Here is a 16271-nt window from a genome sequence, read left to right as displayed (position 1 = left end):
ATAATTCTGATATCACGCCAATTTTTAGCGCTGCCGCGCCTTCCGCCGCGTAATCAGCCATACCCCCAGCAGAATCAGCAGCGTCCCCAGGCTTTTTGGCAGGCTGGCGGATTCGTTAAACCACGGCAGCGCCACCGCCGCCAGATACACCAGCGCGTAGCTGATGCTCAGCAGCGGATAGGCGCGGCTCAGCGCCAGGGTGCGCAGCGCCATCAGCCAGCACAGCATCGACAGCCCGTAGCCGGCAATGCCGGCGGCCACCGCCAGCAGCGGCGTCAGGCTCTCCGCCGTCGGCAGCGTCATGCTCAGCGACAGCGGCGGCAATTGCATCATGCCCCACTTCATCAGCAGCTGTGCAACGCTGACCAGCAGCACGCTGGCGATGCCCCAAACGTAGCCCTTGTTCATAGCGGCAGGCTCATCAGCACAATCCCCGCGACAATCGTCACCACGCCGCACCAGTGGCGCGGGGTAATCGACTCCTTAAACACCCGACGCGACGCCAGCGTCACCAGCACGAAATTCAGGCTGAGCATCGGATAGGCCTGGCTGAGCGGCAGCCGCTGCAGCACCGCCAGCCATACCGCCATCCCCGCCGCCAGCAGCGTCAGCGCCAGCGCCAGCCAGCGCAGCAGGTAGCGACGGCGCACCGCGGCCGGCAGCCGCCAGCCGCGCGCCGCCTGTTTCTGACACAGCTGTCCGCCGCAGGTCAGCAGACACGCCAGCAGCACCAGCAGATAGCCGCTCATGGCTGCTGCTGATACCAGTACAGTACGTAGCGGTTCATGCGCTGCACCTTATCCGGCGGCGGCAGCCGATCGGACAGCTGCTCCCCGCGCGACAGCTGCAGCGCCAGCGACACGCTGCCCTGCCGGCGCGCCTGCGCCAGCCACGCGGCGAATTCGTCGCCGCCGATAAACCGCTCACGCGCATCGGCATAGCCCAGCCCATACCCCACCTCGCCCTGTTCGTTGTACATCAGCACGTCGCTGCGCTTTAGCTGCCAAGATAAACCGGCGGCCAGCCCCACGCTGTCGCTCAGCACGTAGCGGCTGTGCGCCAGCAGCGTCTGATTGGCGCGGATAAAGTTCTGCGGCTGTTTGGCGTCAATCACCTGCTGCGGAATGGCATAGCCGATCAGCAGGCACAGCAGCAGCGGGCAGGCCGCCGCCCACGGCCAGCGACGGGCGCCGTTGCCGAGCGACAGCACGGCAAACAGCAGCCAGCCGGCAAACGCCGTTGCCCCCAGCGCCAGTTTTATCCCCTCGTGCGCGCCGAACAGCGGCGCGCCCGGCAGCAGGCCGCTGCCGAGCAGCAACAGCGCCATCAGCCCCAGCGCGCCGAACAGGCCGTTCAACAGCGCGTTCACCCGGAATACCCGGCTGCGCAGCGCGCTCAGACGCTCTTCGGCATACTCCGCCATCAGCAGCGCCAGCGGCGCCATACAGGGCAGAATATAGGTCGGCAGTTTACCCTTGGCGATGCTGAAAAACAGCAGCGGCATCAGCACCCAACTGAGCAGGAAAAACAGCTCCGGCCGCGCGGCACGCTCGCGCCAGCCCTTCAGCAGCGAACCCGGCAACAGCGCCAGCCACGGCAGTACGCCGGCCATCAGCACCGGCAGGTAATACCAGAACGGCGCCTTATGCTGCGCGTCACTCTCCGCAAAGCGCTGGATATGCTCCACCCAGAAGAAGTAGCGCCAGAAGTCCGGCTCACGTTCGGCGATCGCCAGCGCCCACGGCAGGCTGAGCAGCGTCGCCGTAACGATCGCCAGCGGGCCGTAGATCAGCAGGTCGCGCACGCGCCGCTGCGCAATCGCGATCGGCAGCACCGCGATCACCGGCACCGCCAGCGCCAGAAAGCCTTTGGTCATAAACCCCATGCCGCAGGCCAGACCGAGCAGCGCATAAGCGCCCAGCTTGCCGCGCACCGAGGCCGCCTGCAGCGCCAGATAGTAACTGACCATCGCCGCCGTCATCCACAGCGCGATCATCGGGTCGAGCACGCTGTAGGTGCCGATGCTGAACACCAGCACCATCGACAGGAATATCAGCGCCGCCAGGCCGGCGCGGCGCGCGTTGCGCCACATCAGCAGCGCCAGCGCAAACACCAGCAGCGCACTGACGCCGCTGCAAAACGCCGAACCGAAGCGCACGGCAAAGTTGGAGTCGCCAAACAGCCACTGGCTGATATTGTTAATCCAGTAGCCCGCCACCGGTTTTTCAAAGTAGCGCAGCCCCAGCAGATGCGGCACCACCCAGTCGCCGCGCTGCAGCATTTCGCGGCTGATTTCCGCATAGCGGGTTTCATCCGGCTGCCACAGCAGACGGCCGTTCAGCGGCAGCAGATACGCCAGCGCAAAAAACAGCGCGGCAACGATGGCCCAGGCGTGTTTTAACGACTTCATGCAACGTCCTTCACTTCAGTTTGACGGCCCAGCCAGCCTTCACGGCCGGGAAACGGCGCGCGCTCAATGTCACCGACCGGCAGCGACGTCACGTCCGCCGGCAACAGCGCGCTCAGCGGGCAGAATTCTATGCCCTGCCGCTGCGCCCGCTGCAGTAGCTGCTCAAACATCGCCGCCTGCGACATGCCCTCCACCTCGGTGTGGATGGTGTACACCGGCACGCCGGCGTCCCGTTCTATCGCCTGCAGAATGTAATCATTAAAGCCCGCCATACTGACTTCGCGGCCGATCGCCTCATCAAAGGTCGGCAGCGTCACCGGGATTTGCACCGTCCCCAATGAGCCGTCGTCAAGACGCGGACGGAACGGCCGCGTGCCGCGGCAGTCGCTGTTGTAGTCAAAGCCGAAGCGCTCTTTCACCGTCAGCACGCGCCGGTCGGCGCGCCAGCCGGCGACCGCCGAACAGCGCACCGGCTGGCCGATGGCGGCGCTCAGCGCATCAACGCCCAACTGCACCTGCCGCGCCAGCTGCGCTTCGGACCAGCGCCCGGCGTTGGCCTGCCAGCCCTGGTGATCCCAGGCGTGCAGCCCGACCTCATGGCCGGCGGCGGCGGTCTGCTGCATCAGCGGCGCCAGCGTGCGCGCAATATGGCGGCCGGGCCAGGCGGTGCCCGCCAGCAAAATATCCCAGCCGTAAAGCGAGGCGGCGTTGGAGCGCAGCATCTTCCACAGAAACTGCGGCCGCAGCAGGCGCCATAAATGGCGCCCCATATTGTCCGGCCCGACGCTGAAGAAGAAGCTGGCGCGGATACCGTACTGCTCAAACAGCGCCAGTAGACGCGGCACCCCGTCCCGGGTGCCGCTGAAGGTGTCAACATCCACCCGCAGGCCGACTTTCCTCATGCCTCCTCGCTCTCCTGCACGGTGGTGCGCAGGAAGTAGTCCAGCGTTTCGGCGACGGTCTGCTGCATGGCGATGGTCGGCTGCCAGTCCAACAGGCGACGGGCGTTGCGGATGCTTGGCTTGCGGTGTTCCACATCCTGATAGCCCTGACCGTAATAGCTGCTGCTTTCCACGTTTTTAAAGCCGGCGAACGGCGGGAAACGGTCGCGCAGCGGGTGGTCGTTAAAGCTGGCCAGCAGCATCTCCGCCAGTTCGCGAATGCTCGCCTCGTTGGTGGGATTGCCGATATTGACGATCTGGCCGTCGCACAGACCGTCGCGGTTTTCAATAATGCGGTACAGCGCCTCGACCCCGTCGTTAATATCGGTGAAGCAGCGCTTCTGCGCCCCGCCGTCCATCAGTTTGATCGGCGAGCCTTCCACCAGATTGAGGATCAGCTGGGTGATGGCGCGCGAGGAACCGATACGCGCGGCGTCCAGGTTGTCCAGCCGCGGCCCCATCCAGTTGAACGGCCGGAACAGCGTGAACTTCAGCCCCTCTTTAGCGCCGTAGGCCCAGATCACCCGGTCGAGCAGCTGCTTGGATACCGAATAGATCCAGCGCTGTTTGTTGATCGGCCCGACGATCAGGCGGGAGCGATCTTCGTCGAACTCCTTATCGTCGCACATACCGTACACTTCCGACGTGGACGGGAAAATGATGCGTTTGTTGTACTTCACGCAGTCGCGCACGATCTTCAGGTTCTCTTCAAAATCCAGTTCGAACACCCGCAGCGGATTGCGGGTATATTCGATCGGCGTGGCGATCGCCACCAGCGGCAGCACCACGTCGCATTTCTTGATGTGATATTCGATCCACTCGGAGTGAATGCTGATATCGCCCTCGACAAAGTGGAAGCGCGGATTGTCCAGAAAACGGCTGATGGCGTCGGAGCCGATATCCAGCCCGTAGATCTCATAGCGGTCTTCCCGCAGCAGACGCTCGGTCAGGTGGTTGCCGATAAAACCGTTCACCCCCAGGATCAGCACGCGGGTGCGGCGCTTCAGCGCCGACTGCGGTTTGGCCAGCAGGCGCACATCGGTCACGATGCCCATCTCCTGCGCCAGCCGGCTGCCCTGCACGTACAGACCGGCCTCATTCTGCCCGGCGATAATCTCCAGCGCGCCTTCGCCGCAGGCCACCACCAGCGGCGCGATGCTGAGCACCGTGCCGGGCTGTTTGTCATGCTCAATCGCCAGCGGACGCGAGCGCCAGACGATCAGTTTGCGCTGCCCCAGATAGCTGAACGCGCCGGGATACGGCTCGGTCACCGCCCGCACCAGGTTATGGATAGCGCCGGCGCTGTGGTGCCACTGGATTTCACCGTCGGCGGCGCTGCGGCGGCCGAAATAGCTGGCCTGGGATTCATCCTGCGGGCTGAAGGTTGCGCTGCCGTTTTTCAGCTTCGGCAGCTGCTCTTCCAACAGGTGCGCGGCCGCCGCCAGCACTTTTTTGTGCAGCGTCAGCGCGCTGTCCTCCTCGGCGATCGCCACCCGCTGCTGGCCGACGATATCGCCGGCGTCCGGCCGTTTGACCATTTTATGCAGCGTAACGCCGGTTTCGCTTTCGCCGTTGACCAGCACCCAGTTCACCGGCGCGCGGCCGCGGTAGCGCGGCAGCAGCGAACCGTGCAGGTTGAAGCCGCCCAGCGGCGCCAGCGACAGCACCTCGTCGCTCAGCAGGTTACGGTAGTAGAACGAGAAAATAATCTCCGGCTGCAGTTCGCGGATACGCTCGACCCACAGCGGGTGGTTGACGTCCTCCGGCGCATAGACCGGCAGCCCCAGCTCGGCCCCCAGGCGCGCAACCGAAGAGAAAAAGTGGTTTTCGCCAGGCGCGTCGGTATGGGTAAACACTGCCTGAATATCGTAGCCTGCGTCAGTCAGCGCCTGCAGACCGGCGCAGCCAATATCATGGTAAGCAAATACAATCGCTTTCATCGTTCTTCTTCCTGAGTCTTTGGGTCTGACCGTTTGCCGACCACTTTCTGAACAAAATAACGCGGGCGCGCACGCACGTCGGTGTAGATGCGCCCGATGTACTCACCGAGCAGCCCCATGCCGACAAACTGCGCGCCGATAAAGGTGAACAGCACGGCAAACAGCGTGAAGACCCCGCCCTCCGCCCACTCCGGCCCCAGCACCAGACGCAGCGTGAACAGCAGCAGCGCCAGGACAAACCCGCACAGCGCCACCACGCTGCCGACCACGCTGAGCAGACGCAGCGGCGTGGTGGTCAGACAGGTGAGCAGGTCGTACATCAGGTTAATCAGCTTCATCAGGCTGTATTTGGAGTCGCCGAACTCGCGCTCGGCGTGCCGCACGTCTATTTCCGTCGTGCGGCGGGCGAAGGTGTTCGCCAGAATCGGAATAAAGGTGCTGCGTTCGTGGCAGTGCAGCATCGCCTCGACGATATGACGCCGATAGGCGCGCAGCATGCAGCCGTAATCGCCCATCGATTTGCCGGTGGCGCGCTGGATCATCAGATTGATCACTTTGGAGGCGCTTTTACGGAACCAGGAGTCCTGCCGGTTGGCGCGTACGGTGCCCACCACGTCGTACCCCTGCTCCGCCACGCTGACCAGCCGCGGGATCTCTTCCGGCGGGTTTTGCAGATCGGCGTCCAGCGTAATCACCAGATCGCCGCTCACCTGATTAAAACCGGCCATAATCGCCGAATGCTGGCCGTAGTTGCGGTTCAGCAGCACCGCGATGACATGGCTGTCCGGCCGCTCGGCCGCCGCGGTCAGCATATCGGCGGAGGCGTCGCTGCTGCCGTCGTCCACCAGAATGATTTCATACGCCTGCGTCAGCTGATGACAGGCCGCCGTGGTGCGTTCCAGCAGCGCCGGCAGGCTCTCCTGTTCGTTATAAACCGGGATGACGACTGAGACTTTGTTGATCGGTTCAACCTGCGACACGGGACGCCTCCAGTAAGCTGAACAGCGCGCTGACCACGCGGTCGACGTCCGCCTCGCTCATATCCGGGAACAGCGGTAGCGTACACAGCCGCGCCGAGTTCCATTCGGTATGCGGCAGGCGCAGCTGCGGATAGCGCTCACGGTAGAATTTTTGCGTGTGCGCGGCGCGAAAATGCAGCCCGGTGCCGATGCCCAGCGCCTTCAGGCGCGCCATCAGCGTATCGCGGTCGAAACCGCAGCGTTCGGCGTCCACCCGCACCATAAACAGGTGCCAGGCGTGGTCGTGCGGATAGTCCGGCAGCCCCAGCGGCAGGAACGGCGTACCCTGCAACGCCTGCAGGTAGCGCTCGGCCAGCGCCTTGCGGCGCGCGTTCAGCTGCGGCAACCGCGCCAGCTGCACCACGGCGATCGCCGCATGAATGTCGGACAGGTTGTATTTGTAGCCGGGCTCCACCACTTCCGCCTGCGGCGTGCGGCCCTGGGTCTGGCGATCGAACGCATCCACCCCCAGACCGTGAAACTTCAGACGCCGCACGCGCTCGGCCAGTTCCGCGTCGTCGGTGGCGATCAGGCCGCCTTCGGCACAGGTCAGGTTTTTTATCGCATGGAAGGAGAAAATTGCCGTGCCGCGCGCGCCGACCCACTCGCCCTGATAGCGGGCGCCCACCGCGTGTGCGGCGTCCTCAATCAGCGGCAGCTGGTGTCGCTGCGCCACCTCGCGCAGTGCATCCAGCGGCAGCGGCGCGCCGGCGTAATGCACCGGCACAATGGCTTTGGTCCGGGGGGTTATCGCAGCCTCCACCGCGGCGGCGCTGACCATCAGCGTCTCGCGATCAACGTCAATCATCACCGGCGTTGCGCCCAGTAATTCGATCATATTGAGGGTCGATACCCAGGTTTGCGACGGGGTAATCACCTCATCGCCCGGGCCGATGCCGAGCGCCATCAGCGTAATATGCATGCCCGCCGTGGCGGAACTGACCGCTACCGCATGCCGGCAGCCAAAGGTGCGGCAAAAATCCGCTTCCAGCTGCTGATTTTGCGGCCCGGTGGTGATCCAGCCGGACGTCAGCACCTTGCCTACCGCCGCAATTTCTTCATCGCCAATTGCCGGGCGAGAGAAAGGCAAGAATTGATCCATAGTAAACCTCAAAGATTGCAACGTGATTTCAATTACAATGTAAGGCGTTTTTATTTAACGGATAGTAAACGCCGGAGAAAGTCGTTTCCGGTTGTTCCATGGTCAATGTACGGCGACAAGCTTAACTGAACCTTAAGATGAAATTCATTTTCTGCGGAAGTTTTGACGGCGGACTCGCCGAAGGGGAAAGTGTAAATTCACCCAAAAACAATAAGTTATAATTATTAACAATTATCCCTTAAAATAAGTGAACTTATTTAGCCTAGCACGCGAGGCGTGTTTTTCAAGGAAATGGGCGTATTTAAGTCAAATATAAACCGGCGCGGCGCCGGTAATTAGCCGGCTATTTTATCCAGTCTGTTGATATTTCGTTTATACAGAAGAGACGGCAAGAGAAGGAATCGCGATGCGCTTACTCCGATCGATGGTTCGGCTGACTGAGCGCAGTTGCAGCCTGCGGTATGACCGACCGGAATAATACGCTCAGGCGGTGGTCGTCATAATCCAGCGCCGATCGCCCACCGCCTGCATATGAAACTCCACGTCATAAATCTGCGACAGCAGCGCCGGCTCCATCACCTCACGCGTGGCGCCCTGCCGCAGCACCTGCCCGGCCTGCAGCAGCCAGACGCGATCCGCCTGCTGCAGCGTATGGTTGAGATCGTGCGCGCACACCAGCGCGCTGCGCCCGCTGCGGCAGAACTCATGCAGCAGGCGATCCAACGCCACTTTCTGCGCCACGTCGAGCGCACTGGTCGGTTCGTCCAGCAGCAGCAGCCGGCCGTGCGGGTTAATGCTGGGCCATACCTGCAGCAGCGCCGCCGCCAGCCGCACCCGCTGCCACTCGCCGCCGGAAAGCTGCTGCAGCATGCGCGACAGCTTATCGCTCAGTTTCAGCTGCTGGCACAGGTAAAAAATCGCGTTTTCCACCGCCTGCGGCGCAGCGCCCGCCGGCTGGTGCAACGCCAGGTACTGAAATACCGGCATCAGCGCCGCCGGCGGCTGTTGCTGGCTCAGATAGGCGCGCCGCCGCGCCAGCTCAGCGGCCTGATAGTCGTCCAGCGGCCGGCCGTCCAGCGCGATCGCGCCTTCTCCCGGCAGCAGCCCCGCCAGGCGCGCCAGCAGGCTGCTCTTGCCGGCGCCGTTCGGGCCGATCAGATGCACCTGCCACCCCGCCTCGACCTGCGCGTTAAACGGGGCCAGACGCCCCGCGACCCCAACCTGGCTGAGCTGCAGCATCGTCATCCGCTTCCTTAACGGCCCAACGCCTGCTCAACCGCCGCCGTCAGCTGCGGATCTTCCGGCGTCATATCCGGCGCAAAGCGCTGGATCACCTGGCCGTCGCGGCTAATCAGGAACTTTTCAAAGTTCCACAGGATATCGCCGGGCTGTTTCGGCCCCTGATCCTTACTGATGCGTCGCGCCATAAACTCGCTGCCCTGCGGCGCCAGCGCAACGGGCTGCGCGGCAATCAGCGCCTGGTACAGCGGATGACGGTTAGCGCCGTTCACCTCAATCTTGCTAAACAGCGGGAACTGCACGCCGAAGGTGGTCTGGCAAAACGCCTGGATCTGTTCATTGCTGCCCGGCTCCTGCGCCAGGAACTGATTGCACGGGAAGCCCAGCACCGTCAGCCCCTGCTGGCGATAGGTTTCGTACAGCGTTTCCAGCCCGGCGTACTGTTTGGTCAGCCCGCACTCAGAAGCCACATTGACCACCAGCAGCACATCGCCCTGATACGCCTGCAGCGTGGTCTGGCGATTGTCGATCGTAGTCAGCGGAATGTCATAAATAGCCTGCGTCATCATCGTTATCCTGTCAGTTTGCGAGTCGTTATGGGTAAAAGCCCGGCGTCGGGGCCGGATGTCAGCCCCAGCTTACGCCCTCACCCGGGTCAGTAGCCAGATAAACAGCGGCGCGCCGAGGGTGGCGGTCACCACGCCGATCGGCAGCTCCGCCGACAGCAGCGTAATACGCGCCAGCACATCGGCGGCCAGCAGCACGCCGGCGCCGGCCAGCGCGCAGCCCGGCAGCAGATAGCGCTGATCGGTCAGGCCGCTCAGCCGCAGCATATGCGGGATCACCAAGCCAACAAAGCCGATGACCCCCGCCAGCGCGACGCTGACGCCCACCAGCCAGCCAACGGCCAGCACCAGCAGGTTGCGCCACAGATGCAGCGGCAGACCCAGCTGACGCGCCTGGGTTTCCCCCAGCGTCATCAGGTTAAGCGCCTTGCCCTGCCGGCACAGCCACAGCACCGCCGGCAGCAGCGCCAGAATCAGCCACTTCTGCCGCCAGTCGACGCCGCCAAAGCCGCCCATCATCCAGTACATCAGCTGGCGCAGATCCAGACTGGAGCTGAAGTAGACCGCCCAGGTCATCACGGCGCTGCAGACGATGCCCAGCGCCACCCCCACCAGCAGCAAACGCGCATTGGTCAGACGCCGCCGACGGGCAAAGCCGAGCAGTAAAAAGGTCATCGCCAGCGCGCCGACAATCGCGCTGAGGCTCATCCACGCCACCGGCAGCAGGCCGTGGCTCAGTAAGACCGTCAGCACCAGGGCTACGCCGGCGCCGTTGGCCACTCCCAGCAGCCCCGGCTCCGCCAGCGGGTTTTCAAACAGCGCCTGCATCACCGCACCGGCCACCGCCAGGCTGGCGCCCACCAGCATCACCGCCAGCGCGCGCGGCAGGCGCAGCTGCCAGACAAATAGCTTGGCGGCATCGCCAAACCACTGATTCGGCCACAGCCAGAGATCGCCGGCGCTCAGGCTGAACACCAGCGCCACCGCCATGCCCAGGGCCAACAGTGTCAGGTAGCGCCGGTCGCGCCGGCGTTGGTGGTTAAGTAAAAGCGTGAAGGTCTGGCTGGTCGGCATAAACGCGGCAATTCCCTGTGGGCCGAAGGCGTCGGCCGAACGTTAACATCTGTAGTTAAATATTAGGGGGTTAACGTCGTCAGGGAAAGCCTTTGTCGCCCGGCGGCGGGGAAAAGGCGGCGGCAGGCGCGTCCCTGCCGCTCAACGGACGGGCGCGCCTACCCGCCGGAGTGAAAAGCAATCAGCGCTGTTCATCGCCTCGCGCCGGATACGGCCGAGCGTCGTGTTGCGCGCCGCGGCCGCCATCATGACCATCGCGGCGCTCGTGTGGCGACGTCTGCCGTTCTGGCGCACCGTGCCGGCCGCGTTCGCCGTCGGCATGATGCGCATCACCGTGGAACGGATTGTCGCCACGGCGTCCTTCCCCATGCGGCGCCGAAGACCGCCAGCGGCCGCCGTCCCAGTAATCGCCGCGCTCGTTGCGCTCGCCAATGCCGCGCCCCTGATGCGCATGCCACCACTGCGGCGGACGCCAGTCATAGCCGTCCCAGTAGTAGCCTCTATCATCCCGATCGCCCAGATGCAGCGACACGCCGGGCACATTGATATCAATAGACACGTCCGCCTGCGCCGCCACCGGCAGCAGTAAACACATCAGCAACAGCATTTTATTCATGGGATAGTCTCGGGTTATTTTTAGTCGGCGCTGTTATAGCAGGCCGGTTATTTATCGACTATCGCAACGGCTCCTATTTGCAGATTGTTTTCGGCATCCTTACGCCATACTGACATTACGCTGCCAGCGTCAACATAAATATGGCTGCTAACAGCGCTTAACGATTTACTGACGGACGCCGCCGCCGGCCGCGATTTATAATTCGTTAAACCTTGCAACCGGGAAATTGATTATGACTAAACGTATTGTCGCCCTGGCCGGCGTCGTCCTGCTCACCACCCTGCTGAGCGCCTGCTGCTTCGGCCCGCATGGCGGCGGTGGACCGCACGACGGAGGCCACGGCGGCCCGCGTGGGGACTATCGCCACCGCTAATATCAGGGGCTGCGGCCCCGTTTTTGGTCTATATATGAAGGTTAATTAACGTTACCCTCTTATTTTAACGCTCCGCGTGGAAATACATATTATCGCCCCATGTGGATTAAGATATTAATTTGCTACCAATCTGCACATCCCACGGAAGGATTTTACGGCTCAGCGCTCACCTCTGGCATAACTGCATACGCCAACAGTGGCTATGACCAGCACCATAAAAATTACTGCGCTTAAAGCCCGTTGCCACCAGTCATCGAACCAAAAAAATGAGACAAACACGCCAATAGAGAATATTCCGCCAACAATAGCCTCAATGAGATGCAAAGCCCCTTTCCCCGCAACCATTCCTTTGGCTATTGATTTTACATCCATGTATTCCTCTGCAACTTGTTGAATTTCTCCTAACAATACAAACAACTTGAAGAAAAATCCACCTATCTCCTAACCAGCACCGGCCCGACACGTCCTTCTTGTTAAATTAAAAGAGCCGCTATGCAAGACATGAAAAAGGCCGCATCAGCGGCCTTTTTAGTGTTACTACCCGTGTCAGTTTTTCGGGCTCGCGTTTTCCACCCGGCTTTTTAACTTCTGCCCCGGACGGAAGGTCACCACGCGGCGCGCCGTAATTGGGATGTCTTCGCCGGTTTTTGGGTTACGCCCCGGACGTTGATTCTTGTCGCGCAGGTCGAAATTGCCGAAACCGGACAGTTTGACCTGTTCACCGTTTTCCAGAGCCCGACGGACTTCTTCAAAAAACAGTTCTACCAAATCTTTCGCATCCCGTTTGCTAAGCCCCAGCTTTTCAAACAGGTGTTCAGACATTTCAGCTTTAGTAAGCGCCATAGGTTCAATCCCTCAAGGATGCTTGGAATCGCTGTTTTAGAGCCTCTACGCATTTTGCAACGGTAGCGGCGATCTCCTCTTCTTCCAGTGTACGGGCGGTATCCTGCAATACCAGACTGATAGCCAGGCTCTTATAACCCTCTGCTACGCCCTTGCCGCGGTACACATCAAACAAGTTTACGCCAACTATCTGATTTGCGCCAACTTTCTTACACTCCGCCAAAATATCTTCTGCCGGCACGTTTTCAGCCACCAGAACGGCGATATCACGACGGTTTGCCGGGAAGCGAGAAATCTCCCACGCCTGAGGCACGACGCGGCTTGCGACCTTATCCCACTCCAGTTCAAACACCACGGTGCGGCCGTTAAGATCCAGTTTACGCTCAAGTTCCGGGTGAACCACACCGATGAAACCAATGCGCTCGCCGTGTAAATAAATGGCCGCACTCTGCCCCGGGTGCAACGCCGGATTGGCCTCCGCCTTGAACTGAATGTCGGACAATTTACCGGTCAGCTCCAGGACAGATTCCAGATCCCCTTTTAAATCATAGAAGTCCACCGGCTTTCTTGCCAGATCCCAGTGTTCATCATGGGTATGGCCGGCAATCACCCCTGCCAGCATGACATCCTGACGGATACCCAGATCTGCTGAACTATCAGGAACAAAGCGCAGGCCGCTTTCAAACAGGCGCAGACGCGTCTGCTGACGGTTCTGGTTGTAGACCACCGCCGACAGCAGGCCGGTCCACAGCGACAGACGCATCGCCGACATCTCGACCGAGATCGGGCTTGGCAGGATCAGCGCCTCTTCGTTCGGGTGCAGCAGCGCCTGAACTTTAGGATCGACAAAGCTGTAGGTGATCGCTTCCTGGAAGCCGTGATCGACCAGCAGGGTTTTCACTCGCTTCAGCGTCAGATCGGCCTCGCGGTGACGGGTCATCACCAGGTCGGCGCGCACCGGCACGTCAGGAATATTGTTGTAGCCGTAGACGCGGGCCACTTCTTCCACCAGGTCTTCTTCGATTTCCATATCGAAACGCCAGCTCGGCGCAACCGCCTGCCAGTCGTCGCCCTGCTCGGTCACTTCACAGCCCAGACGGCGCAGAATATCGCTCACCTGTGCGCTCGGCACCACGTGGCCAATCAGGCGGTCCAGCTTCTCGCGGCGCAGCGTGATGGTCGCGCGCTGCGGCAGTTCGCCTTCGTGCGTCACGTCGATCACCGGGCCGGCCTGGCCGCCGCAGATATCCAGCAGCAGACGGGTGGCACGTTCCATCGCCTGGTACTGCAGCGCCGGATCCACGCCGCGCTCGTAGCGGTGGGAGGCATCGGTATGCAAACCGTGACGACGCGCGCGGCCGGTAATGGCCAGCGGGCTGAAGAATGCGCACTCCAGCAGCACGTCCTGCGTTTCTTCATTCACGCCGGAATATTCGCCGCCGAAGATACCGCCCATCGCCAGCGCTTTTTGCTCGTCGGCAATCACCAGGGTATCGGCCTGCAGTTTGGCTTCGTTGCCGTCCAGCAGCGTAATGGTTTCCCCTTCGCTCGCCATGCGCACGTTGATGCCGCCGCTGATGCGGTTCAGATCGAAGGCGTGCATCGGCTGGCCCAGTTCCATCAGCACGTAGTTGGTGATGTCCACCACCGCGTCAATGGAGCGAATGCCGCAGCGACGCAGCTTTTCGCGCAGCCACAGCGGGCTTGGCGCCTTAACGTTGATGCCTTTTACCACGCGGCCCAGATAGCGCGGGCACGCCTGCGGCGCAGAAACGCGGATCGGCAGGGTCGCGTCGATGGTGGAGGCAACCGGCGTCATATCCGGCACGTTCAGCGCCAGCTGGTTCAGGACGCCGACGTCGCGCGCCACGCCGATGATGCCCAGGCAGTCGGCGCGGTTCGGCGTCACGCTGATTTCGATCGCATTGTCGTCCAGCTGCAGGTATTCACGGATATCGGTGCCGACCGGCGCATCCGCCGGCAGTTCGATAATGCCGTCGTGATCGTCGGAAACGCCCAGCTCGGAGAAGGAGCACAGCATGCCTTCGGACGGTTCGCCGCGCAGCTTGGCCGCCTTGATTTTAAAATCGCCCGGCAGCACGGCACCCACGGTCGCGACCGCTACTTTCAGGCCGGCGCGGCAGTTAGGCGCGCCGCAGACGATGTCCAACAGACGGTCGCCGCCAACGTTAACCTTGGTAACGCGCAGTTTATCGGCGTTAGGGTGCTGGCCGCACTCGACCACCTCGCCCACCACCACGCCGGTAAACGCGCCGGCAACCGCTTCCACGCCGTCCACTTCCAGGCCGGCCATGGTGATTTGTTCGGATAATGCTTCGCTGCTGATGGCCGGGTTTACCCACTCGCGCAACCAGAGTTCACTGAATTTCATGTGATATTCCCGCCTTACTTAAACTGTTTGAGGAAACGCAGATCGTTTTCGAAGAATGCGCGCAGATCGGTAACGCCATAGCGCAACATCGTCAGACGCTCCATGCCCATGCCGAAGGCGAAGCCGGAATACACTTCAGGGTCGATGCCCACGTTACGCAATACGTTCGGGTGCACCATGCCGCAGCCCAGCACTTCCAGCCATTTGCCGTTTTTGCCCATCACGTCGACTTCGGCGGAAGGCTCGGTGAACGGGAAGTAGGACGGACGGAAACGCACCTGCAGGTCTTCTTCAAAGAAGTTGTTCAGGAAGTCGTGCAGCGTGCCCTTCAGGTTGGTGAAGCTGATGTCTCTATCGACGATCAGGCCTTCCATCTGGTGGAACATCGGGGTGTGGGTCTGATCGTAGTCGTTACGATAGACGCGGCCCGGCGCGATGATGCGGATCGGCGGCTGCTGGTTTTTCATGGTGCGGATCTGCACGCCGGAGGTTTGGGTGCGCAGCAGACGCTTGGCGTCGAACCAGAAGGTATCGTGGTCGGCGCGCGCCGGGTGGTGGCCCGGGATATTCAGCGCATCGAAGTTGTGGTAGTCATCTTCAATTTCCGGCCCGGTCGCCACGGAAAAGCCCAGCTCGCCGAAGAAGGTTTCGATGCGGTCAATGGTGCGGGTGACCGGGTGCAGGCCACCGTTTTCCATGCGACGGCCCGGCAGGGAGACGTCGATGGTCTCCGCCGCCAGACGCTCGTTCAGCGCCGCGCTCTCCAACGCGTTTTTGCGTGCGTTAAGCGCTTCCTGAACCTGCTGTTTCGCCTGGTTGATCACCGCCCCTGCGGCCGGACGCTCTTCCGCCGGCAGTTCACGCAGCGACTGCATCTGCAGGGTAAAATGGCCTTTTTTGCCTAAATATTCGACGCGTACCAAATCTAACGCGGCAACATCCTGGGCATCTTCTACGGCTGCCTTGGCATTGGCAACCAGCTCTGCGAGATGTGGCATTGCTTTCCTCTTCCTCTGGCCGGTGTGGCCCGCTAAATAGTCGTTAAGGGATTACCGTTTAATAATACCTTGATAAATAAGTAGTTATCTATCTTTTCGTCCGCCTTTTGGGCAAAAAATCACGTTTTCTTTCGCCCAAAACAAAAAAAGCCTCCACAGGGGAGGCTTAGGCGCTACTTTCCGTTTCTTTTCTTACGCGCAAAGCCTCCTGAAGTCAGGCGCTAAAGTAAAAAAAGAAACGGAAAATAGCAGCGTGCATGCTTGCATTACCTTGTTGGTTGCGGTTGACCACATTGATAAAACGCGGGTCAATAAAAGTCAACATCTGCCCGACGGGCAAAGATTAAAAGAGGGAGCAAGCTCCCTCTTCCACTGACTTACGCCAGAGCTGCTTTCGCTTTTTCAACCAGTGCGCCGAAGGCCACTTTGTCGAATACTGCGATGTCAGCCAGGATCTTACGGTCAATTTCAATAGAGGCTTTTTTCAGGCCGTTAATGAATTTGCTGTAAGACAGACCGTTCTGACGAGCAGCTGCGTTGATACGTGCAATCCACAGCTGACGGAACTGACGCTTACGCTGACGACGGTCGCGGTAAGCATACTGACCTGCTTTGATTACTGCCTGGAAGGCAACACGATATACGCGCGAACGGGCACCGTAGTAGCCTTTCGCCTGCTTCATGATTTTCTTGTGACGTGCGCGTGCAATTACACCACGTTTTACGCGAGCCATATGCTCTCTCCTAAAGTCTTATTC

Annotated in this window: 18 protein-coding genes and 1 other annotated feature; of the genes, 1 reads left to right on the top strand and 17 read right to left on the bottom strand. The window is 61.1% G+C overall.

Features of this window, described 5'->3' with window-relative positions:
- Positions 1-24 precede the first annotated feature (24 nt).
- The 11 genes from arnF to I6G83_RS16945 all read right to left on the bottom strand — a co-directional run bounded on the left by arnF (position 25) and on the right by I6G83_RS16945 (position 10907).
- The gene (gene arnF / locus I6G83_RS16995) at positions 25-408 is read right to left on the bottom strand and encodes a 4-amino-4-deoxy-L-arabinose-phosphoundecaprenol flippase subunit ArnF (RefSeq protein ID WP_054307668.1); all 384 of its coding nucleotides are present in this window, start codon (positions 406-408) and stop codon (positions 25-27) included.
- Complete coding sequence (gene arnE / locus I6G83_RS16990; protein ID WP_015672115.1) at positions 405-749, bottom strand: 4-amino-4-deoxy-L-arabinose-phosphoundecaprenol flippase subunit ArnE; 345 nt, start codon at positions 747-749, stop codon at positions 405-407. Before arnE ends, arnF begins: the two co-directional genes overlap by 4 nt.
- On the bottom strand, positions 746-2410 hold the full coding sequence (gene arnT, locus I6G83_RS16985; protein ID WP_062778960.1) for a lipid IV(A) 4-amino-4-deoxy-L-arabinosyltransferase: 1665 nt from the start codon (positions 2408-2410) through the stop codon (positions 746-748). Before arnT ends, arnE begins: the two co-directional genes overlap by 4 nt.
- A complete protein-coding gene (gene arnD / locus I6G83_RS16980; RefSeq protein WP_062778963.1) occupies positions 2407-3312 on the bottom strand; it encodes a 4-deoxy-4-formamido-L-arabinose-phosphoundecaprenol deformylase in 906 nt (301 codons plus the stop codon). Before arnD ends, arnT begins: the two co-directional genes overlap by 4 nt.
- On the bottom strand, positions 3309-5291 hold the full coding sequence (gene arnA / locus I6G83_RS16975; RefSeq protein WP_054307183.1) for a bifunctional UDP-4-amino-4-deoxy-L-arabinose formyltransferase/UDP-glucuronic acid oxidase ArnA: 1983 nt from the start codon (positions 5289-5291) through the stop codon (positions 3309-3311). The genes arnD and arnA overlap by 4 nt, the downstream gene beginning before the upstream one ends.
- Entirely contained in the window at positions 5288-6271 is a 984-nt protein-coding gene (gene arnC / locus I6G83_RS16970; RefSeq protein WP_015672111.1) for an undecaprenyl-phosphate 4-deoxy-4-formamido-L-arabinose transferase, read from the bottom strand. Before arnC ends, arnA begins: the two co-directional genes overlap by 4 nt.
- Positions 6258-7412 carry a UDP-4-amino-4-deoxy-L-arabinose aminotransferase gene (gene arnB, locus I6G83_RS16965; protein ID WP_015672110.1) on the bottom strand — a complete coding sequence of 385 codons (1155 nt, stop codon included), beginning with the start codon at positions 7410-7412 and terminating at the stop codon, positions 6258-6260. Before arnB ends, arnC begins: the two co-directional genes overlap by 14 nt.
- Positions 7413-7895: 483 nt before the next feature.
- Positions 7896-8651: a vitamin B12 ABC transporter ATP-binding protein BtuD gene (btuD, locus tag I6G83_RS16960; RefSeq protein WP_041412077.1), complete on the bottom strand. Its 756-nt coding sequence runs from the start codon at positions 8649-8651 to the stop codon at positions 7896-7898.
- Between the two features lie 14 nt (positions 8652-8665).
- The gene (locus I6G83_RS16955; protein ID WP_041411785.1) at positions 8666-9217 is read right to left on the bottom strand and encodes a glutathione peroxidase; all 552 of its coding nucleotides are present in this window, start codon (positions 9215-9217) and stop codon (positions 8666-8668) included.
- A 72-nt stretch (positions 9218-9289) separates the two neighbouring features.
- Positions 9290-10291 carry a vitamin B12 ABC transporter permease BtuC gene (gene btuC, locus I6G83_RS16950; protein WP_054307184.1) on the bottom strand — a complete coding sequence of 334 codons (1002 nt, stop codon included), beginning with the start codon at positions 10289-10291 and terminating at the stop codon, positions 9290-9292.
- Between the two features lie 181 nt (positions 10292-10472).
- Entirely contained in the window at positions 10473-10907 is a 435-nt protein-coding gene (locus I6G83_RS16945) for a DUF2502 domain-containing protein (RefSeq protein WP_054307185.1), read from the bottom strand.
- Positions 10908-11139: 232 nt separating this feature from the next.
- Between I6G83_RS16945 and I6G83_RS16940 the strand changes: the two genes are divergently transcribed.
- Entirely contained in the window at positions 11140-11280 is a 141-nt protein-coding gene (locus I6G83_RS16940) for a hypothetical protein (RefSeq protein WP_015672105.1), read from the top strand.
- A gap of 159 nt (positions 11281-11439) precedes the next feature.
- On the opposite strand, the gene I6G83_RS16935 is transcribed toward I6G83_RS16940, so the two are convergent.
- The 6 genes from I6G83_RS16935 to rplT form a co-directional block, all read right to left on the bottom strand.
- The gene (locus I6G83_RS16935; RefSeq protein ID WP_054307186.1) at positions 11440-11697 is read right to left on the bottom strand and encodes a hypothetical protein; all 258 of its coding nucleotides are present in this window, start codon (positions 11695-11697) and stop codon (positions 11440-11442) included.
- A gap of 129 nt (positions 11698-11826) precedes the next feature.
- Complete coding sequence (gene ihfA / locus I6G83_RS16930; RefSeq protein ID WP_054307187.1) at positions 11827-12123, bottom strand: integration host factor subunit alpha; 297 nt, start codon at positions 12121-12123, stop codon at positions 11827-11829.
- A 4-nt stretch (positions 12124-12127) separates the two neighbouring features.
- Positions 12128-14515: a phenylalanine--tRNA ligase subunit beta gene (pheT, locus tag I6G83_RS16925; RefSeq protein ID WP_054307188.1), complete on the bottom strand. Its 2388-nt coding sequence runs from the start codon at positions 14513-14515 to the stop codon at positions 12128-12130.
- A 14-nt stretch (positions 14516-14529) separates the two neighbouring features.
- Entirely contained in the window at positions 14530-15513 is a 984-nt protein-coding gene (gene pheS, locus I6G83_RS16920) for a phenylalanine--tRNA ligase subunit alpha (protein ID WP_054307189.1), read from the bottom strand.
- Positions 15514-15653: 140 nt separating this feature from the next.
- Positions 15654-15777, bottom strand: a sequence feature (Phe leader region).
- Positions 15728-15772, bottom strand: a complete 45-nt coding sequence (gene pheM / locus I6G83_RS16915) for a pheST operon leader peptide PheM (protein ID WP_121626058.1) — start codon at positions 15770-15772, stop codon at positions 15728-15730. It overlaps the preceding feature by 45 nt.
- A gap of 113 nt (positions 15778-15890) precedes the next feature.
- Positions 15891-16247, bottom strand: a complete 357-nt coding sequence (rplT, locus tag I6G83_RS16910; protein ID WP_004931417.1) for a 50S ribosomal protein L20 — start codon at positions 16245-16247, stop codon at positions 15891-15893.
- Positions 16248-16271: the final 24 nt, after the last annotated feature.

Source organism: Serratia rubidaea (genome assembly GCF_016026735.1).
Lineage (GTDB): Bacteria > Pseudomonadota > Gammaproteobacteria > Enterobacterales > Enterobacteriaceae > Serratia_B > Serratia_B rubidaea.
The sequence above is the reverse complement of the archived record's forward strand: the minus strand, read 5'-3'. Positions and strand labels throughout refer to the sequence as shown.